Source organism: Comamonas suwonensis (assembly GCF_012844455.2).
Taxonomy (GTDB): Bacteria; Pseudomonadota; Gammaproteobacteria; order Burkholderiales; family Burkholderiaceae_C; genus Comamonas; species Comamonas suwonensis.
Genome location: NZ_JABBCQ020000004.1, coordinates 18158 through 40924, shown reverse-complemented (window position 1 = coordinate 40924; position 22767 = coordinate 18158). Strand labels below are relative to the sequence as shown.

The 22767-nt window shown below is 59.4% G+C and carries 21 protein-coding genes and 1 pseudogene; 10 read left to right on the top strand and 12 right to left on the bottom strand.

Annotated features, from left to right (window positions below):
* Positions 1–150 precede the first annotated feature (150 nt).
* From HF327_RS05570 to HF327_RS05545, 6 genes are read right to left on the bottom strand one after another with little or no spacing between them, the layout of a single operon-like run.
* On the bottom strand, positions 151–4473 hold the full coding sequence (locus tag HF327_RS05570) for a translocation/assembly module TamB domain-containing protein (protein WP_169107313.1): 4323 nt from the start codon (positions 4471–4473) through the stop codon (positions 151–153).
* 2 nt (positions 4474–4475) lie between these two features.
* Positions 4476–6383, bottom strand: a complete 1908-nt coding sequence (locus tag HF327_RS05565; protein WP_456236854.1) for an autotransporter assembly complex protein TamA — start codon at positions 6381–6383, stop codon at positions 4476–4478.
* A 3-nt stretch (positions 6384–6386) separates the two neighbouring features.
* Positions 6387–7574, bottom strand: a complete 1188-nt coding sequence (locus HF327_RS05560) for a vWA domain-containing protein (protein ID WP_169107311.1) — start codon at positions 7572–7574, stop codon at positions 6387–6389.
* Between the two features lie 18 nt (positions 7575–7592).
* Positions 7593–8195: a GNAT family N-acetyltransferase gene (locus HF327_RS05555; RefSeq protein WP_169107310.1), complete on the bottom strand. Its 603-nt coding sequence runs from the start codon at positions 8193–8195 to the stop codon at positions 7593–7595.
* An 11-nt stretch (positions 8196–8206) separates the two neighbouring features.
* The gene (locus tag HF327_RS05550; protein ID WP_169107309.1) at positions 8207–8425 is read right to left on the bottom strand and encodes a hypothetical protein; all 219 of its coding nucleotides are present in this window, start codon (positions 8423–8425) and stop codon (positions 8207–8209) included.
* Between the two features lie 40 nt (positions 8426–8465).
* On the bottom strand, positions 8466–9320 hold the full coding sequence (locus HF327_RS05545; RefSeq protein WP_169107308.1) for an AAA family ATPase: 855 nt from the start codon (positions 9318–9320) through the stop codon (positions 8466–8468).
* Positions 9321–9436: 116 nt separating this feature from the next.
* On the opposite strand from HF327_RS05545, the gene HF327_RS05540 reads away from it, so the two are divergent.
* Positions 9437–10099 (top strand): c-type cytochrome, encoded by a 663-nt coding sequence (locus HF327_RS05540; RefSeq protein WP_169107307.1) that lies wholly within the window; start codon positions 9437–9439, stop codon positions 10097–10099.
* A 64-nt stretch (positions 10100–10163) separates the two neighbouring features.
* Here the strand turns inward: HF327_RS05540 and HF327_RS05535 are convergent, their stop codons facing one another.
* A complete protein-coding gene (locus HF327_RS05535; RefSeq protein WP_099735807.1) occupies positions 10164–10616 on the bottom strand; it encodes a DUF1841 family protein in 453 nt (150 codons plus the stop codon).
* Between the two features lie 16 nt (positions 10617–10632).
* A pseudogene (gene kefC, locus HF327_RS05530) lies at positions 10633–12533 on the bottom strand (glutathione-regulated potassium-efflux system protein KefC).
* A gap of 193 nt (positions 12534–12726) precedes the next feature.
* Between kefC and HF327_RS05525 the strand changes: the two are divergent.
* Together HF327_RS05525 and HF327_RS05520 are read left to right on the top strand one after the other, a co-directional pair.
* Positions 12727–13359, top strand: coding sequence for a LysE family transporter (locus HF327_RS05525; protein ID WP_169107306.1), 633 nt, complete (start codon positions 12727–12729; stop codon positions 13357–13359).
* A gap of 131 nt (positions 13360–13490) precedes the next feature.
* Positions 13491–13955 (top strand): MaoC family dehydratase, encoded by a 465-nt coding sequence (locus HF327_RS05520; protein WP_169107305.1) that lies wholly within the window; start codon positions 13491–13493, stop codon positions 13953–13955.
* Between the two features lie 100 nt (positions 13956–14055).
* On the opposite strand, the gene HF327_RS05515 is transcribed toward HF327_RS05520, so the two are convergent.
* The 3 genes from HF327_RS05515 to HF327_RS05505 all read right to left on the bottom strand — a co-directional run bounded on the left by HF327_RS05515 (position 14056) and on the right by HF327_RS05505 (position 15837).
* A complete protein-coding gene (locus tag HF327_RS05515) occupies positions 14056–14364 on the bottom strand; it encodes a DUF4148 domain-containing protein (RefSeq protein WP_169107304.1) in 309 nt (102 codons plus the stop codon).
* 152 nt (positions 14365–14516) lie between these two features.
* Positions 14517–15011, bottom strand: a complete 495-nt coding sequence (trmL, locus tag HF327_RS05510; RefSeq protein ID WP_169107303.1) for a tRNA (uridine(34)/cytosine(34)/5-carboxymethylaminomethyluridine(34)-2'-O)-methyltransferase TrmL — start codon at positions 15009–15011, stop codon at positions 14517–14519.
* Between the two features lie 73 nt (positions 15012–15084).
* Positions 15085–15837: a ComF family protein gene (locus tag HF327_RS05505; protein WP_236024062.1), complete on the bottom strand. Its 753-nt coding sequence runs from the start codon at positions 15835–15837 to the stop codon at positions 15085–15087.
* A gap of 89 nt (positions 15838–15926) precedes the next feature.
* Between HF327_RS05505 and HF327_RS05500 the strand changes: the two genes are divergently transcribed.
* Positions 15927–16835: a class I SAM-dependent methyltransferase gene (locus HF327_RS05500; protein WP_169107301.1), complete on the top strand. Its 909-nt coding sequence runs from the start codon at positions 15927–15929 to the stop codon at positions 16833–16835.
* A 285-nt stretch (positions 16836–17120) separates the two neighbouring features.
* On the opposite strand, the gene HF327_RS22285 is transcribed toward HF327_RS05500, so the two are convergent.
* Complete coding sequence (locus HF327_RS22285) at positions 17121–17246, bottom strand: hypothetical protein (RefSeq protein ID WP_268904636.1); 126 nt, start codon at positions 17244–17246, stop codon at positions 17121–17123.
* A gap of 170 nt (positions 17247–17416) precedes the next feature.
* Between HF327_RS22285 and coxB the strand changes: the two genes are divergently transcribed.
* The 6 genes from coxB (at position 17417) to HF327_RS05475 (ending at position 22640) form a co-directional block, all read left to right on the top strand.
* Positions 17417–19000: a cytochrome c oxidase subunit II gene (gene coxB / locus HF327_RS05495; protein ID WP_169107300.1), complete on the top strand. Its 1584-nt coding sequence runs from the start codon at positions 17417–17419 to the stop codon at positions 18998–19000.
* A gap of 34 nt (positions 19001–19034) precedes the next feature.
* The gene (ctaD, locus tag HF327_RS05490) at positions 19035–20681 is read left to right on the top strand and encodes a cytochrome c oxidase subunit I (protein ID WP_169107299.1); all 1647 of its coding nucleotides are present in this window, start codon (positions 19035–19037) and stop codon (positions 20679–20681) included.
* 14 nt (positions 20682–20695) lie between these two features.
* Positions 20696–20818, top strand: a complete 123-nt coding sequence (locus HF327_RS21915) for a cytochrome oxidase small assembly protein (RefSeq protein ID WP_210768956.1) — start codon at positions 20696–20698, stop codon at positions 20816–20818.
* A 37-nt stretch (positions 20819–20855) separates the two neighbouring features.
* A complete protein-coding gene (locus tag HF327_RS05485) occupies positions 20856–21479 on the top strand; it encodes a cytochrome c oxidase assembly protein (protein WP_169107298.1) in 624 nt (207 codons plus the stop codon).
* On the top strand, positions 21476–21673 hold the full coding sequence (locus HF327_RS05480; RefSeq protein ID WP_169107297.1) for a DUF2970 domain-containing protein: 198 nt from the start codon (positions 21476–21478) through the stop codon (positions 21671–21673). Before HF327_RS05485 ends, HF327_RS05480 begins: the two co-directional genes overlap by 4 nt.
* Before the next feature lie 85 nt (positions 21674–21758).
* Positions 21759–22640, top strand: a complete 882-nt coding sequence (locus HF327_RS05475; protein WP_099735819.1) for a cytochrome c oxidase subunit 3 — start codon at positions 21759–21761, stop codon at positions 22638–22640.
* Positions 22641–22767: the final 127 nt, after the last annotated feature.

Genomic DNA, 22767 nt, shown 5'->3' with positions numbered 1-22767 from the left:
GCGTTGCAGCGCTCCCAAAGGCTTGGCTGGACTGAGCCTTGTCAAGTCACCAACCCAGCAGCCGCCGCAGGGGGCGGTACGCTGGGTTGATTATCAATTTTTATAGCTATGAGCGCTTATTAGATAAGCGCTGCAGGCCATTTTGAATGCTTAATCCTTGCGCACGGTATAGACGATATCCAGCGCACTGGTCATGCCGGTTTGGGCGCGCAGCGTGACGCTGCGGGACAGGTCGTAGAAGATGTAGATGATGCCCATGGCCCCCGACAGGCTCTGCTCATAGGTCAGATACAGCTTGTCCGACAGGCGCTTTCCCATGGTCAGCGCTGCGCCGGATGCATCGCTGCCATCACCGCCGCTTTTGAAGCCAACCTCATCCAGCCCCAGGCTGCCGGCAATCTTGCCGCTGCTGCTGTTGCCGCCCGCCAGCAAAGCCATGGCGGCCTGCTGCAGCAGGGCGCTGCTGGCACCGCCAGAGGCCGGGTCACGGCCCATGACGACCCAGGAGAGCTTTTCTGCATCGGGCAGGTCAGGGTCTGAATACAGCAACACGCGGGGCGCGCTGGCCGTGCCCAGCACCTGCACACCGGCCTTGACGGCAATGTTGGGGCGCAGGGCCAGAATGTCCAGCGATGGGTTGTTGTAGGGGCCGTTGAAGCGGATCAGGCCGGTTTCTACATTCAGCGACTGGCCCCATGCACGGTAGCGCCCTTGTTCGGTGCTGATTTCTCCGGTCACGCTGGGCGGGCCGCCCACATAGCTGGCACCTTTGATCTCCAACTGGCCGAGCAGACGGGTGGTGATGCCAAAACCTTGCAGCGCAAAGTCGCGGCCCATGTTGAGCTTGACAAGAATGTCCGGCACTTTGCGTGGCGTGGCGCGGGCCTGGTCTTTGCGGATCTCGCGCTCGGCGCGCAGGCGTTCTTCCTCTTCGGCCTTGCGTGATGCGGCGGAGCGCACGACCACGTCTTTGTCCAGCGAAGGCGCAGATTCCTCGGGCAGGATGATGGATGCACGGTCAACGGTGAGATCACCGCGCAGCGTGAACTGGCCTTGCTCAAGTTTGGCCTGTAGATCTCCGGAGACGCTGACTTGCCGGTCTGCGCGCACCAGCACCTGCAGCTTGCTGGCCTTGGCCTGCAGATTCATGCTCAGGCCAGACTCGGTGCCCTTACCGGGTGGTGTGAACTGGGCGTAGCCGGTGCCGGTCAGCAGGCCGCCATCTTCAGGGGCGCTGGTCAGGTTGCCGCTGTAGCCCAGAATGCGCGAGTTGCTGCCTTTGCCGCCCTTGAAGCGCAGCTCGGTAATGTCCAGTCGCGTGCCTTGCAGCTTGGCGTGCAGAATGCCGTCGCGCAGATCAACCCCGTCGAGCAGAGACAGAATATTCAGCGCATCAGCCTTGATATTGCCTTGCCACTGCGGGTCTTGCAGGTTGCCGCTGATGCTGGCATCAGCCGCCAGTGTTCCCTGAATGCGCCAGCCCGGCGGGGCAAACAAGGCCCAGATGCCCATGTCAGGCATATTGGCGCGCAACTGGCCTGAAAGAGGGGCGGTGGCGGGCAGCGTCCAGCCGCTTTGCTGGTAGCTGAGCTGGGTGCGCAGGTCGGCGTTGATGGTGCCTGCGCGCTCGCTGTCCCACAGCAGTTTGGCGTTGACCTGGCTGCCTTGTGCCTGAACGGTGAGGCGAATGTCTTTGATGCGCGCGCGCATGCCCGCGCCGCCAATCTTGCGGGTGCGTGTGCTGCTGGCACGGTTGGCTGTGGGCCCGGTGCTCTGAACGACGGTGGTGCTGGAGCCATCGTCCACCGCCAGTCGCAAATCGCCTGCCGCGCGCTCGACCGTCAGGTCGGCCTTGAGGTTTTTGCCCAGTGTGTCCAGGTTCCAGCTGCCGTTAAAGCTCAGGTCGCCAGACAGGCCTGCGGCCTCCAGTGGTGGGTCATCCTCGCCCAGGCTGAAGGCATCGACCCATGCCAATGGAATGCCCAGCGCTTTACCGGCACTGCGCACGCCCCAGGTGCCGCTGCCGGTACGGGTGACAGAGCTCTCGTCCCATGCCAGCTGCACGGGCGCCAATGGCTCGGAACTGGTGCGGCGCATGCTCAGCTTGGGGGGCGTGACTTGCAGCTTGCCCGCGCTGAGCTGGTAGACGGTGTTGAGTACCGTATTGCCGCTGGTGCGCTGCGTAATCTGCACGGGTGCACCGGGCTGCAGCTGCACGGCCCAGGGGCCAGGTTTGTCGTTGCCAGGTTTCAGCTGGGCTTGCAGCTTTTCAAGGCTGGCTTGCCAATCCAGCGGTGCCGTGCCTTTGCCGCCCGTCAGTCCGGCTTGCAGGGCGGTGTCGATCTGCACGCTTTTGCCAGCTTGTTGTGCCTGCGCGCTCAGGTCGACTTTGGTGCTTTCGGGGCTGCCGTTCAAGGTCAGTCGCAGGGCAGGGATGACGATGGCTTGATCGGCCGTCGTGCTCGCCGGCAGATAGCGAATCTTGTCGCCGCGCAGCTGGGCTTGAATTTGCAAACCGCTGGCGGGGATGGGTGCGCCATGGGCCGCACTCAGGCGTTTCAGCAGGTTTTGCCAGCCGCCTTGCACCGCCAGTTGTAGATCGGCAGAGCCATCGAGCTGCGCTCCGCCCAGCGGGTCTTTGATGCCAGGTAGCTTGCGCAGCCACTGCGTGAGGCTGGACATGGACGCCAGCTGCAACTGGCTTTGCACCTTGCCGCTGTCAGGGCTCATGTGTCCATCCAGATTGAGCTGCGCGCCGGGCACGGCGGCTTTGAGCTGGGCCTTGGCCTGCTGGGTTTCGGTGTTGAACTCCAAGGCCTTGGCGTCGATGCGGGCCTGCAGCGCTTCGACCTGCAGCTTTTCCAGCTGCAGCAGCGGAGCCTGCCACTGGCCGTTGGCGGCCAGTGTTTGAATGCGCAGCGCCTTGCCAGCAGGCTTGCCTGCGGCATGCAGGTCGACGGAGAAGGCGACGGCGGGTGCGGGTTGAGGCTCCTGTTGCTCAGCCGGGTTGACGGGGATCGGCGGCGTCAGTGTCTCGGCCTGCAATATGCCTTCCAGCGGCGCGGCTTCCAGGTTGCTGAGCAGGTCGGCGGGGTTGAGCTGCGAGACTTGCAGCTTGCCGTCAAACATCTGGCCCATGGGCACATAGCGGCCTGTCAGCTTGATCTGGCCTTTGCCAATATCGAGCTGACCGTCATCCACTCGCCACTGGCTACCGTCGAAGAGAATCTTGGCCTGCAGCTGTTGCAACGGCAGGCGTTGCTTGTCCCAGGGGCCGGGCAGTGTGTTGGTGAATGCGGTGCTCAGCGTCCAGATCTGCTGGGTGTCGCTAAGGGTCTGAGATGGCTGACCAACGGTCATGGCTGAGTCGATTGAGACTGGTGCCTGACCGGGACCAGCGCTTAGCTCGCCAGACAAGGCCGTGCGCGGGCCCTGAGGCCAGAAGGCCGCAACGTCCAGATTTTTGAGCAGCGCCTTGGCAGACAGCAGCGGCTGCGATTGCCATGGTGCGATGCTGGCTTCAATATCGGCCAGCATGGGCTGGGCATCCAGCGGTTTCTGCTCTGATTTTTCTAGCTTCTCGCGCTTGTTGTTGAGTGCTTTTGATGCATTTTTATCGTCAGATGCTTTTGTATCAAGCGCTTGCAGCTCCTGTTTTTGTATCTCCGCCTCAGCGTGAGCCGTGATCTTGAGTTGCGCTGCTTCAGTCGCCAGCGTGCCTTCAATCTGCGCATTGGCCAGCACATCGATCAGTGAGGGCGTGGCGTTGCCCTGCTTGGCCTCCAGTGGATTGGGGGTCTGGAGTTTGCCTTGCAGCTCGATGCGGGTCTGCATGGGCGCAGCGCCTTGAATGCGTGCCAGCATCTGGTAGTTGCCATCTGCGACCTGCAGGCTGCGAATCTGCAGATCGTGGTGGCTGCCGGTGTATTCATAGGTGCCGGTCAGGTTCTGCACCACGGCCTCTGGCGGGCCTTGCCAGATGATTTGATCGACCTTGAATGGCAGCTCGACCTTGATGGGCAGCGTCAGTGACTGCAGGGGCTCGCTGGGCTTTTTCTCAGGTTCGGGTGTGCTGGCAATGCGTACTTCGGCAATATGAATTTCACCCAGCTTGAGCGTGCGTGAAAAAATCAGCGGCCTGAATTGCCAGCCGATCTTGGCGTCCTTGACTTCGACCTTCATGGTCGGGCTTTGCCACTGCAGCCAGCCAATATGGCCGCCGTTCTTGACGCTGCCTGAAACCTCTTTGGCCACCAGCGTCTGGTTGGCGGGCAGCCAGCCTGCCACGCGTTGCAGGGTCTGGTTCAGAGAATCGTCTTTACCTATCCACCACAGCAGGCCGCCTACAGCCAGTACGACTGCCAAAAATGCTGCGGTCAAAGTCCAGCCCAGTGCGCGCAGCCAGCGGCGGCGCTTGGGCGGCACTGGCTTGGCAGGCGCTTGGGAAGGGGTTGAGTTGTCTTGTTCTGCCATGCTTAAAACGTGAAGCCAAGGCGCAGGTGCAGGCGCAGTTTTTGCTCCTGCGCACCCCAGGCGAGATCTGCTTGAATCGGGCCGACTGGGCTTTTCCAGCGCATGCCAGTACCTATGCCAACGCGGGTGTAGAGGTGGTTGATGTCATCGCCCACGGTACCGGCATCGATGAACAGCGTATGTTCAAAATCCTGTGTGTTGCCCTTGATGGTGATGGGGCGCTGCCATTCCACACTGCCCATGGCCAGGTAGCGGCCTGCAATCACGCGGCCGTTGTCGGTGCGCGCGCCAATCGACTGATAGCCGTAGCCGCGCACCGTGTTATCGCCACCGGTCAGAAACATGACCGTGGTGGGCAGGTCCACATCTTTCTTGGCCAGCACGGCACCCAGGCCCACCTTGAGTTGCAGGCGGCTGCGGCGGCGGGTTTCCTCATCGCGATCGCCCACCGGTATCAGGCTGAGCCAGCGGCCCGTGATGCGGCCAAAAGGCGAGCGCTGCGGGGTCAGTGTGGTGCCGACCCCGGCTTCCGCCGCCAGTCCAAAACCGGATGTGGGCAGCAGGTTGTTGTCGAAGTAGCGGGCCGTCCAGCCATAGTTGGCCAGCAGCGATGAAGCGCCGGGCGGCGCACCGTCGCCCTGAGTCTTGGCATAGTCGTATTGCAGATAGAGATTGCGCTCGATGCGGTCTTCTGCCTTGCTGCGGCCAAAGCGCATTTGCGCGCTGTTGGTGTAGAAGTCGCCTGCAGGTGCACGCTCCAGCTTGCCACCGGCAAACCAGCGCCACAGGTCTTCACCCGGCAGTCCAACCAATTGGGTGGATATCAGTGGATTCTTCTTGTCGATCTGCAGCTTGCTCACGGCACGCCAGTCAAGACCTGGCACTTTGTTATAGGTGTGATCAATGGACAGGCGTGGCCCGGTGTCGGTGCTCAGACCCACACCGAACACCCATTTTTGCAGCTTGGCCTCGCGCACCTTGGCAATCACTGGCGAGGTGACGGCGGCACCTTGATTCTTGCGCTGCTCGTCGCGCTGCGCTTCGGTATCGGTCTGCAACGGAGAGTCGGCCAGTGAGAGAAACACCGAGTCATAGTAGCCGCTGCTGACCAGACGCTGCTGTGCATCGAGCATGCTTTGCTGGTCATACTCCTGTCCCTCAGGCAGACGCCCAATGCGGGCGATGCGAATGGGGTCGTAGCGCTCGGCACCTTCAATCTGCAGCGGGCCAAAGGTATAGGCCGGACCGGGGTCGTAGGTGACGTTGACCTGCGCCTTGTTGGTGTCTGCATCTACATCGGCCAGGCTGGTGTCTATGCGTGCCAGCGGGTAGCGGCGTTTTTGCAGCTCTTTGAGGCCGCCGCTCTTGGCACTGCTCCATGCCGATTGCGAGAATTGCTCGCCCACTTGCAGCGGCCAGTTTTCTTCAATCTGCAGGCGCTGCGAGGTGCCTAGCTCATCGCGGGCGTTGATGCCTGTAAAGCGCACTTCAGATTTTTCAATCACTGTGGGCGGGCCGGGATCAACCTTGACCACCACCTTGCGCGGCGTGTCTTCATCGGGTGTATCGGTCAGCTCTACGGTCACGTTGGGGCTGAAGTAGCCCATCGTTCCAATCAGCTCGCGCACATTGGCATCGGTTGCGCCCAGCAGGCGCGTTAGTTCGCGGCGCTGTAGATCAGGCTGGTGGCGAAAGCGCTTGAGTTCGAGGTGCTGCTCCAGCAGCGCACGCACTTCTTTCGGTGCATCAACCTCCAGAGTGAAAGCTGCCGGGCCGCTGGTGTCTATGCCCATGGCCTCTGCTTCTTTGTCTTTAGGGGACAGTAGGCTGCAACCGCTGAGAATCAAAGCGGCTCCCAAAAGCAAAGTCGGCTTCAAGGCCGACTTTTTTACAAGCAATGTCTGGAGCATTTCTTATTTTGACAGCATACGCATGGCATCTTCTAGACCCTTGAGTGTCAACGGGTACATACGGTCACCCATCAGTTGCTGAATGACGCTGATGCTCTGGCGGTATTGCCAGACACCTTGCGGCTCTGGGTTAATCCAGGCAAAGCGAGGGAAAGCATTGGTCAGGCGCTGCAGCCATTCGGCACCGGGCTCTTCGTTCATGTATTCAACCGAGCCACCGGGTTGCAAAATCTCGTACGGGCTCATGGTTGCATCACCTACAAAGATCAGCTTGTAGTCCTTGCTGTACTTGCGGATGATGTCCCACGTAGGGAACTTCTCCGCGAAGCGGCGGCGATTGTTCTTCCACATGAAGTCGTAGACGCAGTTGTGGAAGTAATAGAACTCCAGGTGCTTGAGCTCGCCTTTGACGGCAGAAAACAGCTCTTCCACTTTCTGCACATGCTCGTCCATGGTGCCGCCCACATCCATGAGCAGCAGCACTTTCACATTGTTGTGCCGCTCGGGAATCATCTTGATATCAAGATAGCCCGCATTGGCTGCTGTGGCGCGAATGGTGTCTGGCAGGTCCAGTTCCAGCGCGCTGCCTTGACGGGCAAACTTGCGCAAGCGGCGCAGTGCCACCTTGATGTTGCGCGTACCCAGTTCCTGCGTATCGTCATAGTCGCGGTAAGCGCGCTGTTCCCATACCTTGACGGCGCTTTTGTTGCGGCCTGGCCCGCCAATGCGGATGCCTGCGGGGTTGTCGCCGCCATGGCCAAACGGGCTGGTGCCGCCCGTGCCAATCCATTTGCTACCGCCTTCGTGCCGCTCTTTCTGCTCTTCAAGGCGCTTTTTGAGCGTCTCCATCAGCTCGTCCCAGCCCATGGCTTCAATCTTGGCCTTGTCCTCGGGACTGAGTTCGCGCTCCAGCAACTTTTGCAGCCAGTCTTGCGGAATCTCTTTGGTCAGATCGGCCAGCATTTCTACACCTTTGAAGTAGGCGGAGAAGGTACGGTCGTATTTGTCGAAATGCTTTTCATCTTTGACCAGAATGGTGCGGCCAAGGTGATAGAAATCATCGAGACTCCAGCAGTCTTCGCTCTTGGGGCCGATGATGCCTGCATCCAGCGCTTCGAGCAGAGCCAGAAATTCTTTGACCGAAACCGGCAGCTTGGCTGCACGCAGTGTGTAGAAAAAGTCGATCAGCATTAAATTGGGCTCCAGCGCTTATTTGGCGGGCACATGCTGCTCTAAAAGATAGAGCAGCTGGGCACGGGCCTCAGGCCACTCGCCGCTGCGCATGCTGTACATCACGGTGTCGCGAATCGTGCCGTCGCGGCGCAGCGCGTGGCCGCGAATCACGCCATCTTTTTTGGCTCCCAGCCGCTCAATAGCGCGCTGGCTGGCGAAGTTGAAATTGTCCGTGCGCCAGCCTACGACATGGCAGGCCAGCGTGCCGAAGGCGTGGGCCAGCAGCAGCAGCTTGGCCGAGGTGTTGACATGGGTGCGCTGCATGCTTTTGGCATACCAGGTGTAGCCAATTTCCACGCGGCGAATAGCGGGAACGATGTCATGATAACTGGTCGTTCCCAGCACCTTGTCCGTCTCATCATCGATCACCGCAAACGCAAAGCGGTGGCCTTGATCGCGCCCTAGCAGCGCGGTTTCGATATAGCTGCGCACCTCTTGCGGCGCAGGCACGGAGGTGACGCGGATCTTCCACAGTTCGCCGTCTGTTGCGGCGGCGATAAGGCCGGCTTCATGGCTCAACGCCAGTGGCTCCAGTCGTACGCCGCGGTCGCGCAGGGTAACGGGTTCTACAAAGGCCATGATGTGCTCACTCAAACGGTTTTGCGTTTGCGCCAGAGTCGGGCCAGCTTCAGGCCTAGCCCGCCACCCAGACCCACCAGTGCAATGGCTGCAATGCTGCCTGCACCGTAGCCCTGGGCAAACAGATCAAGGCCCAGCACATGTGAAACGCCCCAGCCCAGAAGAGCGCCACCGACAAAGCCGACGGCATCAGAGCTGCCTTCCAGTAGCAGTTGTTGGGCATTGCTCATGGTCTGTCTCCTTGGACTATTTTCTGGCTATTTTTAGGGTTTAACGGTTGCGCTGGTTCATGAAGACCAGCTTCTCGAACAGGCTCATGTCTTGTTCGTTCTTCAGCAGTGCACCCACCATAGGCGGCACGCTCACCTTACCGTCTTCTGCCTGCAAGGCGGAAGCGGGAATCTCCTCGGCCACCAGCAGCTTGAGCCAGTCAATCAGCTCGCTGGTCGAAGGCTTTTTCTTCAGTCCCGGCAGATTGCGCACGTCATAGAAGACCTTCATCGCGGCACTCAGCAATTCACCCTGCAGTTTGGGGAAGTGCACGGCCACGATCTGGCGCATGGTCTCGGCGTCGGGGAACTTGATGTAGTGGAAGAAGCAACGGCGCAAGAAGGCGTCGGGCAGCTCTTTTTCGTTGTTTGAGGTGATGAACACCAAGGGTCTGTGTTTGGCGCGAATCATCTCGCGCGTTTCGTAGCAGTAGAACTCCATGCGATCGATTTCGCGCAGCAAGTCGTTAGGGAACTCGATGTCGGCCTTGTCGATTTCGTCGATCAGCAGCACCACCGGCTCATTGGCTGTGAAGGCTTGCCAGAGCACGCCCTTGATGATGTAGTTGTGGATGTTTTTGACGCGTTCGCTGCCTTCGATATCAGCCAGCTGGCTGTCGCGCAGACGGCTCACGGCGTCGTATTCATACAGGCCTTGCTGGGCTTTGGTTGTTGACTTGATGTGCCACTGCAGCAGCGGCATCTTCAGTGCCTCGGCCACTTCTTCGGCCAGCATGGTCTTGCCCGTGCCGGGCTCGCCCTTGATGAGCAGCGGGCGCTGCAGAGTGGCAGCAGCGTTGACGGCCAGCATCAGATCTTGCGTGGCAACGTATTTGTCGGAACCTTGAAACTTCATAGGCGGTATCAGCGTAAGTATTGATAAGCGTGCCAAATTCTCACTGCCATAATCGTTTGCACTGCAGCAAGGCTTTTGAGCACCCGTCTGAACTCTTGAAGGATTGTGCGCGAAAAATGATAAAAACTTGGACCACGGTAATGGCCGTAGTTGTCGCCTCAGTGACTGGCGTGGCACATGCCCAGGCCGTCAAGGGCAACGCGAAAGCAGGCGAAGGCAAGATCGCCATGTGCATCGGCTGTCACGGTATCACCGGCTATCAGGCCAGTTTCCCTGAGGTGTACAAGGTGCCCATGATTGGTGGGCAGAACGAGGCCTATATCGTCTCGGCCCTGAACGCCTACAAAAAAGGCGAGCGCAAACACCCCACCATGCGTGGCATTGCAGATCCTCTGAGTGATCAGGATATGGCCGATGTGGCTGCTTTCTACGCTGGTCACGGCAAGGCCAAGGAAGGCAAGGCGAAGGAAGCCAATGCCGCAGTCACCGCGCTGCTGCAAAAAGGTGCCTGCTTCTCCTGCCACGGCGATGGCTTTGCCAAACCGATTGACCCCAGCTACCCCAAGGTGGCGGGCCAGTATTCGGACTATGTCTTCCGCGCCCTTCAGTCGTACAAGACCGAGAACAACCCGCTCATCGGCCGCAGCAATGGCGTGATGGCAGGCATTGCCAAGCAGTTCAAGAACGACGAGCTGCAGCAGCTGGCCAAATACATCGGCAGTCTGGACAGCGAGATGCAAGTGGTAGCCCAGCCGCACTTCCGTATGGGCCAGAAGTAATTTGTGCCTTTGCAAAAAAAGCCCGTGAAAACGGGCTTTTGTTTTGGGTGAAAGCGGTGGCTGCTTAACTGGCGCTTTTGAAGCTGCCGTCCGTGGTGGCCAGGCGCTGTACGCCAGCGACGTAGGCTTCACCATCCGGCGCGCGGCCCGAGCGCTGGCTTTCCCAGAGCATCTGGCCCAGACATTCCATGGCGGCATGGTGCGCGTCATGCAGATCGCGCTTGCGGGTTAGAAGCTCTACGGCCTGGCGAATGCCACGCGGAGAATCCACGCTGCACTGCTCGCTGATGGACAGGTGCATGGACAGGTGCAAGAACGGATTGGTGCGTTCGGTCTCGGCGTCATAGTTGCGCGCAAGTGCGGCATCTACGTCGGAGAGCTCGTCAAAATACTCGGGGTGCTCGGCGATCCACAGGCTGGCCAGCGTCTCGATGGCCTCCATGGGCCCGCCGCTGATCATCTTGGCGCGCACACCGCAAAAAAATCGCCGTACGTCGGCTTGACTGGGGTTGAACATGATGGCGCGCAGCGTATCACGGCTGCTTTGAGTCAGCTGGGCTGTGGTTTTGCTCGCTCGCGGCGGGGACATCGGGTCCATCAGGTATTTCTGTCCCGTTCTCCAGCAGGTCGGCGCGCTCTTTGGCCATTTGCTCCACCAGCTGCTGGCGGCCTTGTTTGGAGACGGCGATCAGCTTGTTCTTGTCCTTGTAATGCGGGTACATGCGCTCGGCCAGTGCCAGATTGTGTTCTCTGAAGCGATCGGTCATGTGCCGGGCATTTGCCGGGCTCTGGCCGATCAGCTCCAGCACCGACTGGGCAGACACAAGGCTGGATTCAAACACTTCACGCTGGGCGTGTTCCACACCCAGGTCACGCAGGCGGAACCAGTGATTCAGGTCGCGGCTGCGGGCCACAATTTGCAGGTTGGGAAAATGCTTGCGCACCTGGCTGGCAATCTTGATGGATTGCTCGGGCGAATCCACCGCAATCACCAGCACGCGGGCCTTGGCAGCGCCGGCAATGCGCAGCAGGTCCATGCGCGTGGCATCGCCAAAAAAGACGCTATGTCCGTAAATTTTGGCGGCCTCCAGCATTTCCACGTTGTGGTCGAGGATGGTGGGGCGTATGTCTTGTGCCAGCAGCACGCGGGCGATGATCTGCCCGTAGCGGCCAAAGCCGGCAATGATGATGGGCGCTTCTTGCTGCTCTGAGATTTCCTTGGCTTTGCTGGATTCTGCGTTGTCGTCCTTGATGGTGGAGAAGCGGCGCAGCAGCAACTTGTCCAGCGCGACCAGTAGCAGCGGTCCCAGCAGCATGGACAGGGCGACGGCCGCCACCAGCATGGATGAGACGTTGTGGTGAAACACCTTGTACTGGGCCGCAGTCTGGAACACCACAAAGGCAAATTCCCCCCTTGTGCCAGCATCAGCGTAAAGACAGGGCGCTCGCGCCAGGGGATTTGCATGAAGCGCGCCAGACCAAAAATCATCAGAGCCTTGAGGGCGATGAAGCCTGTCACCATGGCGGCCATGGCCCAGGGTGACTTGAGGATGACGCCAAAGTCAATGCTCATGCCCACGGCCATGAAGAACAGGCCCAGCAGCAGACCCTTGAAGGGTTCGATATTGGTTTCCAGTTCACTGCGGTACTCGCTGTCTGCCAGCAGCACACCAGCGAGAAACGCGCCCAGCGCCATGGACAGGCCGACTTGGGTCATTAGCATGGCAATGCCCACGACCAGAAGCAGGGAGGTGGCGGTAAAAATCTCGGGCGTCTTGCTGCGCGCAATCCATCGCAGCAGGGGTTGTAGCAACAGGCGGCCGCCAATGATGACGGCGGTAATTGTGCCCACGGTCTTGAAGATGGCCAGCCAGAGATGGCTGTCGGAGTGAGCGGCGTTGGCCGCCTTGTAGGCACCCAGAATGGGAATCAGCGCCAGAATGGGGATGGCGGCCACATCCTGAAACAGCAGAATGGAGAAGGCCGCTTGCCCGCTGGGTGTGCGCATGAGGTTGCGCTCGGCCATCACTTGCAGGCAGACGGCGGTGGATGACAGGGCCAGGCCCATGCCTGCAATCAGGCTGACACGCCAGGTAAAGCCAAAGCCCCAGGCTGCCAGAAACAGAATGCCGGTGCAGACCACCATCTGAGCCATACCCCAGCCAAAAATGGGCCGCCGCAGCTCCCACAGTCGCTTGGGCTGCAGCTCAAGGCCGATCACAAACAGCATGAGCACCACGCCAAACTCGGCAAAGTGCAGGATGTCGTCGACATTGCTCACCAGCCCAAAGCCCCAGGGGCCCATGGCAATGCCCGCGCCAAGGTAGCCAATGATGGAGCCTAGCCCCAGTGCCCTGGCAATAGGGACGGCGAGTACTGCCGCCGTCAGGTAGATGAAGCCGTAAGTCAGCCAGATGGGGGAGCCGTGTTCCATGGGGGAGTGTTGTTTGGTATTTACCCTAGATGGATTCCATTTTGGCACCCAGGATCAAGTTTCTGCTTTGGCCCGGGCGAAAAGTGGAATGAATCGCTGCCTGCTGCTTATATCGTCAGGTCAACTGCGCGTCTGCAAGTTGATGGCGCAACTTTTAAGATAGCGGTTTTGTGACTGGGTACTTGGGACTGGTATGGATTTGCACACATGGTTCGCGTTTTTTGTGGCTTCCTGGATTATTGCGGTGTCGCCGGGGTCGGGGGCGGTGCTGTCCATGAGCCATGGCCTGTCTTATGGTGTACGCAAGACCAGCGCCACGATCATGGGGCTGCAGCTAGGTTTGCTGCTCATTTTGTTGATAGCAGGGGCAGGCGTGGGTTCGCTGCTCATGGCGTCTGAATGGGCGTTCAACGCTGTGAAGATTGTGGGTGCTTGCTATCTGATTTATCTGGGCGTCAGCCAGTGGCGCTCGGGAGGATCGCCGCTGGCCACGCAAGAAGCCATGCCTGAAGTCAGCCTCAAAAAGCGGGTATTGACCGGTTTCTTGACCAATGCCACCAACCCCAAAGGCATCATCTTCATGGTGGCCGTGTTGCCCCAGTTCATGACCACCAGCCGCCCGCTGGCGCCGCAGCTGGCCATTCTGGCGGTGACGATGCTGGCGGTGGATACCACAGTCATGCACAGCTATGCCGCCGGTGCCAGCGCCTTGCGCGGCCTGATGCGCAGCGCGCGGGCCATGCGCAATCAGAATCGTATCTTTGGCGGCTTGCTGATGGCGGTGGGAGCCGGCCTTTTCTTCGTGCAGCGCGGTACCGAAGCTTGAGATGCTTTTAAAAGCATAGCTTTCTGCGCTTGATTGCATTGGGTTTGAGGCATATTTTTCTTGAAATTCAGGGTAAGCCCCTTGTCCCGCGTCAGACATGGCGCAGGGCAGGGGGCTTCTACATTGAGGGCATGAAAACCTTTCGCTCCTACTCCGAAGTGCTGGCCTGTATTGGGCAGGAAGTCGCCGTCAGCGACTGGATCACCATTAGCCAGGCACAGATTCAAATGTTTGCCGATGCTACGGGTGATCAACAATGGATTCACACCGACCCGGAGCGTGCGGCCAAGGGCCCGTTTGGCGTACCGATTGCCCATGGCTTTCTTACCCTGTCCCTGCTGCCGCAGTTTTTCGAGAGCACCTTCGAGATCGAAGGCTCCAAGATGGGCGTGAACTACGGTTTGAACCGCGTGCGCTTCATGGCACCGGTTCCGGTCAACAGCCGCTTGCGAGCCCGCATGACCTTGCAGGCGGCAGAGCGTATCGAGCCAAACGGCATTCAGATGACCTGGCTGGTCACCGTGGAGCGCGAAGGCGGTGACAAGCCAGTATGCGTGGCCGAGTCTCTGGCGCGTAGCTTCGGTGCGCCAGCTTGATTCAGACGCTGTAAAAGCATTACACCCGGCATGAAAAAGCCCCAGTGCACTGCCCTGGGGCTTGGTTTTTACCTGCTGATGGCAGCAGGTGCATCGTCCGTCACTCTCCGTAGCTGTCCAGCAAACCGGCCTTGCCTGCGGCAATGGTTTCCTGACGTACTTGTTCACGGCTTAGGCCCGAAGACTGTTGCGGTGCCGACAGGGGCAGGTAGGCGTCGCCGACGGATTGCAGCTGGCCCTTGGCCATGGCGTCTTGCACCTGGGCTTTGACTTGGGCGCGAGTCAGCGTGGATTGGCTTGCCACTTCAGGAGGATAGTGGCCGTCGGTGAAGTCATAACCTGCGGCTTGGGCGGCGGCTGCCGACATGGCTAAAGCTGCAACGATGGCGAAACGGTTAGCGTGTTTCATGGGGTTTCCTTGAGTACATCGGGCTTGCAGTCCTGACGGGAATCGTCGGTTGGCCGGAAGTCCATGACTCGTACTTTAGGACGATGCAATCCCAAGACAAACCCCCTGGATCGAAACTTAATGTCTCGAAATTAGCGCTAATCGGTGGGAACTTATGGTGCGGGCACAGGCTCGGCCATCGCCGCACCGTCAAAGCCTTGCTGCCGCCAGGCTTCAAAGACTGTCACCGCGACGGCGTTGGACAGGTTCAGGCTGCGCTGTGATGCCAGCATGGGCAGGCGCAGGCGCTGCTCGTTGGGGAACTGGGCGCGTACACCGGCAGGCAGGCCTTTGCTTTCAGAGCCAAAGACCAGCCAGTCGCCTGCTTTGAAATTGATAGCATGAGCCGGACTGCTGCTGTGCGTGGTCATGGCAAACATGCGATCGCGCTGGGGCTGGCAGGTTGCGATGAAGGCCTCCCAGCTGGCGTGGCGGGCCACGTTGGCGTACTCGTGGTAGTCCAGGCCGGCACGGCGCATGTGGCGGTCTTCCATGGAAAAGCCCAGCGGCTCAATCAAATGCAGGCTACAGCCCGTATTGGCAGCCAGGCGGATGACGTTGCCCGTATTGGGTGGGATCTCGGGCGCCACAAGAACGATATGAAACATGGGGCGCTATTGTGCAGGCGGGCCTTTACCCGTGCTGCCAGCCCAGGCAGTTTTTGGGTCTGGTGAATATGCTTCAAGCCGTGCGTGCCAGAACCACGGCACAGACGGATGCGGCCCCCGCCGTCAGCAGGCAACTGGCCAGAGCGTCCAGCGTGGCACCCGTGGTCATCACATCGTCAATCAACAAAATGTGGCGGTCCGCAACCTGCTTTGTTTGCGCTGGTGCAAGGCTGAAAACACCGCGTAGCTGGCGCAAGCGCTGCTCGCGCGTCGATGAATGCTGGGCAAGCTCCATGTGCTTGCGCTGCACCACCTGCGTGAGCACGGGACGCTTGATGCCTGATTGTCTTGCCAGCGCGCGCGCCAGCAGCAAGCTGTGGTCAAAGCCGCGCTCTCGTATGCGCTGACTGGTGGTAGGGACGGGCAGCAGCACATCACAGGCCTGCAACTGCTCCTTGACTTCAGGGTGGCTGGCCATCAGGCGGCCCAGACTGCGCGCCAGCCCCAGGTCGGCCTGAAACTTGTAGCGGGTGATGAGGTCTTGCCAAGGGTAGGCGTAGCTCAGTGCGGCGGTGCAGCGCTGGAGTTTAGGTGCCTGCATCAGGCAGGCGCCGCAGGTACAGACCAGTGCCGGCAGCGGTATGGCGCAGGTCTGGCAGCGATGAAAGCGACTAACCCAGCGCGCACGGCAGTCATGGCAGATGCGCGGCCCCGGCCAGCGGCCGCAGACGGCACACTGGCTGGGCAAGGCGTTCAGCCAGTTTTGCTGCTGACGGCGAAAGCGCAGGCCAAGCTGCGAAAGCCATGTCGCATGAAGGTCGGGCATGGAATCAATATACTCGCGCCGCATTGATTCCCTTTCAGGCAGGGGGTGAGCGGCCCGCTCCCTCAGCCTCTTGCTCGCCTTGTTTGCCCATGTCTCACGCTCTTCCTCCTACTATTGATTCTGTAGCTGCTAACCATTGGCATACGGCCGCTCCGGCTGAATCGCCTTGGTTGCATGAGGAGGTGGCCAGCCGCATGCAGCAGCGGCTGGACTGGATTGTGAAACCGCCCGAGCAATGGTGTCACTGGGAGCCGGTGCGCGGGGGCATGGCATCGCACAATCTGCTGCGCGAGCGCTATCCGCAGGCGGAATGCACGATTTACGAACCCGTGGCCCAGCGCCAAGCCCTTGCGCAGGAGAAACTGACCAGCCGCTGGTGGCAGCTGTCTCGTTGGAAGGGCGCTGCTGCGCAAGTGGGCGAACCTGCGGACGGCAGCCTGGACATGCTCTGGGCCAATATGCTGCTGCATACGGCGGCAGACCCACAGACGCTGATTGAGCGCTGGCACAAGGCGCTCAAGGTGGATGGCTATGTGATGTTCTCGGGCCTGGGGCCTGACACCGTGCAGCAGTTGCACCGTCTGTATGCCGAGCTGGGTCTGGGTCCTGCAGGTCACGCCTTCACCGACATGCATGACTGGGGCGACATGCTGGTGCATTCAGGCTTTGCCGAGCCGGTGATGGACATGGAGCGCATCACGCTGACTTTTGCCACGCCAGAGCGTTTGCTGCAAGAGCTGCGCGAGTTGGGACGCAATTTTCACCCGGCCCGTTTTGCGGGTCTGCGCGGCAAGCGCTGGAAGGCCGATCTGCTGCAAAAAATGGCCGAGCGCTGGCCCGACAAGCAGGCCGATGGTCAGCTGTCACTGACTTTTGAAATCGTCTATGGTCACGCCTATAAACCGCAGCCCAAGGTGCGCCTTGAAGCCAATAGTGCCGTCTCGCTGGAAGACATGAAGGCCATGCTCAAGCAGCCGCGCAACACGGGTTTGCGATAGTTCAAGTGTCGTTTTCCGGTCATTGATTTAGCGCAAAGCTGCCTACAATTTCCCCAAGTTATTTCATAGATAGCAGCCATCTTTCGGGCATCTCTCCTGCCTGAAAGAGACAAGACAGTGCGGCTTGAGCCGCCGGGGGGAGATTCGGGTGTTTCGCTTTGCCAAGGGGACTGGCCAGCGGGTTTTTGAGCGGCCAGCTCACGCAGTTCATCATCACCAAAAGCCAGCCTCGCGCTGCGCTGACGCATTCATGTGCACGGCTGTCGCCGCAGTACATGCGCGTCCTCATCTCTTTACCTCTGTCACGGCTGCGATGCCAGTTTTCGCCATGCCCGGCTTTTGCCGCGGCATGCGCTTGTCGTTGTTGGTTTCGAGGTCGATCGGTGCTGCCAAGGCATGGCTGATTGGCATGGGTTCCCGGTACATGCATTAGTGAATGCGCGCAGACAGTGCTATCAAATTTTGGGGCATGCTGCGGTGTAGTTCGCAAGGGTAGTGTGAGTGCACAGCCTTCTGGCGCAAGCGGCGCGCAAGCAGTCTGAGCGAGTGGACAAACTAAGGCTTAGAGGTAAGTGAAAACGATGAAAAACATTTCCACCAAGCTGGTTCCCTGGAGTTTGGCCTTGGCAGCGTGGGGTAGTTCCATGGCTTACGCCGCGCAGGATTTGCCGGGAGGCCCTGCCGTCAACCAGCTGAACCTGCATCCGCCTGTGACGCGCATTGCCGTGGAGCAGCACTGGCTGCACTGGATGATGCTCATCATCTGCACGGTGATCTTCCTCGGTGTGTTCGGGGTGATGTTCTATTCCATCTGGAAGCATCGCAAATCCCAAGGTGCCAAGGCTGCGAATTTTCATGAATCCGTCAAGGTAGAAATCGCCTGGACGGTCGCCCCCTTCATCATCGTCATCTTGATTGCGCTGCCCGCGACCAAGGTGCTGGTGGCGCAAAAAGACACGACCAATGCCGATCTCACGATCAAGGCCACGGGCTACCAGTGGAAATGGGGTTATGACTACCTTAACGGCGAAGGCGAGGGCGTGGCCTTTATCTCCACGCTGGATACGGCTCACCGCCAGATGTCCAACAGCGGTGATGTCAGCAATGCTCCCAGCGACTACCTGCTCAAAGTGGACAACCCGCTGGTAGTTCCCGTCAACAAGAAGGTGCGCATCATCACAACCGCCAATGACGTGATTCACTCCTTCATGGTGCCTGCCTTTGGTATCAAGCAGGATGCGATTCCCGGCTTTGTGCGTGACACCTGGTTCAAGGCCGAGAAAATCGGCGACTATTACGGCCAATGCGCCGAGCTGTGCGGCAAAGAGCATGCGTACATGCCCATTCATGTGAAGGTGCTCTCTGCCGAGAATTACACAGCATGGGTGGCTGGCGAGATGAAAAAGCTGGCCGCCAAGGCCGATGACCCGAACAAGGTCTGGGCTCTGGCCGATCTGGTGACGCGCGGCGAGAAGGTCTATGCCGCTAACTGTGCAGCCTGCCACCAGCCCAACGGCAAGGGTGCAGGTCCCATCAAGGCGCTGGATGGCAGCCCGGTGGTGTTGGGCCCCACGGGCGACATGATGCATGCCGTGCTGGAAGGGCGTGCCAACGGTGCCATGCCAGCCTGGAAGCAGCTGAGCGACACCGATTTGGCTGCCGTGGTGACCTTTGCCAAGAACCATTGGAGCAACAAGACCGGCCAGCTGGTGCAGCCCGCGCAGTTTGTGGCGGCACGTGGCGGAAAGTTCCCTGAAGGTGGCGCTGCCGCCCCTGCAGCACCCGCGGCTGAACCTGCTGCACCGGCACCCGCTCCGGCAGAAAATGCCCCCGCAGCAGACAGCGATTCTGGTCCTCACCAGGTCTTTTTTGAAACCGGTAAGAGCACCCTGGACGACAAGGCTCAGGCTGCTGTGAAGAAGGCCGCCGAGTACTGGTCGGCACACAAGGACGGCAAGATTGCATTGTCCGGCTTTGTGGATTCCACCGGTAATGCTGAGAAGAATGCCGAGCTGGCCAAGGAGCGTGCCAAGGCCGTCTCCAAGTTGCTGACCGATAGCGGCATTGCCGCTGATCGCATTGAAATGCGCAAGCCCGAGACCATCACGGCCGCAGCGGGCACTGACCAGCAGGCACGCCGTGTTGACATCACGGCCGCCCAGTAAGCCCCGGGTATAGAGACAGATTGGAGAAAAGAATATGAGCGCCGTAGTTCCTCCCGTCCACACCCATGAGGGCCATGGTCACGATGACCATGGGCATGACGACCACCATCACGCCACGCCCACGGGCTGGCGTCGCTGGCTGTTTGCCACCAATCACAAAGACATCGGCACGATGTACCTGCTGTTCTCCTTCACCATGCTGATGGTGGGGGGCGTGCTGGCCATGCTGATTCGCGCCGAGCTGTTTGAGCCCGGTCTGCAGATCGTCAATCCCGAGCTGTTCAATCAACTCACCACCATGCATGGTCTGATCATGGTGTTCGGCGCCATCATGCCGGCCTTTGTGGGCTTCGCTAACTGGATGTTGCCGCTGCAGATTGGCGCATCCGACATGGCTTTTGCGCGCATGAATAACTTCAGCTTCTGGCTGCTGATTCCTGCGGGCATCATGTTGGTGGGGTCGTTCTTCATGCCCGGCGGCGCACCCGCTGCAGGCTGGACGCTGTATGCGCCGCTGACGCTGCAAATGGGCCCCTCCATGGACACCAGCATCTTTGCGATGCACGTCATGGGTGCCAGCTCCATCATGGGCGCGATCAACATCATCGTGACCATTCTGAACATGCGCGCACCTGGCATGACGCTGATGAAGATGCCACTGTTTTCCTGGACCTGGCTGATTACGGCGTATCTGCTGATTGCCGTGATGCCCGTGCTGGCTGGTGCCATCACCATGACGCTGACTGACCGCCATTTCGGCACCAGCTTCTTCAACCCCGCGGGCGGTGGCGACCCGGTGATGTACCAGCACATTTTCTGGTTCTTCGGTCACCCCGAGGTCTACATCATGATCTTGCCGGCCTTCGGCATCGTCAGCCAGATCGTGCCCGCCTTCAGCCGCAAAAAGCTGTTTGGCTACACCTCCATGGTCTATGCCGTGGCGGCCATTGCCATCCTGTCTTTTATCGTGTGGGCGCATCACATGTTCACCACCGGCATGCCGGTTACAGGTCAGCTGTTCTTCATGTACGCGACCATGCTGATCTCCGTGCCTACGGCGGTGAAGGTGTTCAACTGGACCGCCACCATGTGGCGCGGCTCCATGACGTTCGAGACCCCCATGCTGTTTGCCGTGGGCTTCATCTTCGTGTTCACCATGGGTGGCTTTACCGGACTGATCCTGTCCATGGCTCCCATCGACATTCAGCTGCAAGACACTTACTACGTGGTGGCGCACTTCCACTACGTGCTGGTGGCCGGTTCGCTGTTCTCCATGTTTGCTGGCTACTACTACTGGTCGCCCAAATGGACGGGCGTGATGTACTCCGAAACGCGCGGCCGCCTCCACTTCTGGGGCTCGCTGATTTTCTTCAACATCACCTTCTTCCCCATGCACTTCCTGGGGCTGGCCGGCATGCCCCGTCGCTATGCCGACTACCCCATGCAGTTTGCCGACTTCAACATGATTGCCTCCATTGGCGGCTTCGGTTTTGGTCTGATGCAGGTTTATTTCTTTGTCTTCGTGGTGTGGCCTGCCATGCGCGGCCGTGGTGAAAAAGCGCCGCAAAAGCCTTGGGAAGCCGCAGAAGGTCTGGAGTGGGAAGTACCTTCTCCCGCGCCGTTCCACACTTTTGAGAACCCGCCCAAGCTCGATGAAACTGCCACCAAGGTGATTGGCTGAACAGGAGCTTTGAGATGACAACGCAAACCAGAATGCAAGAGCAACGCAAGGCGAATCTGAAACTGGGGCTGATTCTGGCCTCTACAGCCGCCGTGTTCTTTATTGGCTTTGTCGTGAAGATGGCTTGGCTGCACTGAGACGGCCGGTTGATGCAGTGAATGCAAGGAGGGTGATGTGAGCGTAGCCAAGGAAAACGCAAAGATGGTGGGCAAGCTGGCGATTGTCGCGCTGGGCATGTTTGCGTTTGGCTACGTGCTCATCCCCATCTACAAGCACATCTGCGAGCTGACGGGCATCAACATCTTGTCGCTGTCCGAAAAGCAGGTGCCCGGTGCGGGCGTGGCCGGGCGCGATGTGAAGCTGCCCAGCAATAGCCAGATCGACACCAGTCGCACCATCACCGTAGAGTTTGACGCCAATGCGCGCGGCCCTTGGGACTTCAAGCCCGCCAAGCGTTCGGTACAGGTTCACCCTGGTGAGCTGGCGACGGTGATGTATGAGTTTCAGAATGTGCAAAACCGCCGTATGGCTGCGCAGGCCATTCCCAGTTATGCACCGCGCCAGGCCACGGCCTACTTCAACAAGATGGAGTGCTTCTGCTTTTCGCAATACACGCTGGAGCCCGGCGAAAAGCGCGAATGGCCGGTGGCTTTTGTGATTGATCCACGCATCTCCAAAGATGTGAAGACCATCACCCTGTCGTACACGTTTTTTGAAGTGGGTGGCAAGACCCCCCCTGCACCTGTCACGCCTGCTGACAGCACGGCTGCCGTGGCTGCGCCGGGGAGCCATTTATGACGCAGGACCGCAAAAAGACCAATTTCTGGCGCAGCATCGTCGCAGTGGCATGGGCCATGCTGGGTGTGCGCAAGGGCAAGGAATACGAGAAAGACTTCGCCAGCATCACGCCGCTGCACGTCATTGGGGTGGGTCTGGTGGCGATTGTGATCTTGGTATTAGCGTTGATATGGATCGTCAACCTGGTCGTTTAGCCTAGGCTGAAGACGGGTGGGGCGAAGTGCCAGTGATAGTGGAGCGTCGGTAAAAACAACGATCAACAGCGTCAGGAGCCGAGTGATGAGTGCAACCCATAAGGGCGCGACCCCTTACTACTATGTGCCAGCCGAATCCAGCCATCCCGTGATGGCGGCCATCGGTCTGTTTTTCATGATTCTCGGTGCGGGCACCTGGATCAACGGCCATGAATGGGGAATGTATTCCCTGTACTTTGGCCTGATCTGGTGGCTGTCGATACTGTTTGTCTGGTTCCGCGATGCTGCGCGCGAAAGCGAAGCCGGGCTTTACAGTCGCAAGATTGATCTGTCGTACCGCTGGAGCATGAGCTGGTTCATCTTCTCTGAGGTGATGTTCTTCGGCGCTTTCTTCACAGCTCTGTGGTGGGCGCGCGCGCACTCTGTGCCCGCACTCGGCAGCCTGGCAAACGAGCTGCTGTGGCCCAATTTTCAGGCCGTCTGGCCCAGTGTGGCCGCTGGTGCCACGGCATCGCCCGGCAATATTGTTGAGCCCTTCAAGACCGTGGGCCCGTTCTGGCTGCCCACCATCAACACGGCACTGCTGCTGACATCAGGGGTGACGCTAACCATCGCCCACCATGCGCTGCAGGTCAACAACCGCGCGCGCTGCATCAGCTTCATGTGGATGACGGTGATTCTGGGCTGCATCTTCCTGTTCGTGCAGGGTTACGAATACCACCACCTCTACAACGACTACAACCTCAAGCTCAACTCGGGCGTGTTCGGCTCCACCTTTTACATGCTGACCGGCTTTCACGGCTTCCACGTTCTGGTGGGCATGCTGATGCTGTTCTTCATCACCATTCGCTTGATGAAGGGCGACTTCACTGACAAGCACCACTTCGGCTTTGAAGGCGCTGCCTGGTACTGGCACTTTGTGGACGTGGTCTGGGTCTTCCTCTACATCCTCGTTTACTGGATGTGAGAGAGCCGTAGTCACTACTTTTTTCAGAGCGCCTTGCGCTTGTCATCTAAAGGTTCCAACATTGTTTAATGCTGAAACCAAAGACAGACAGGCGCAAGGCGCTTGCTTTTGTATAGCGCGGTAAATG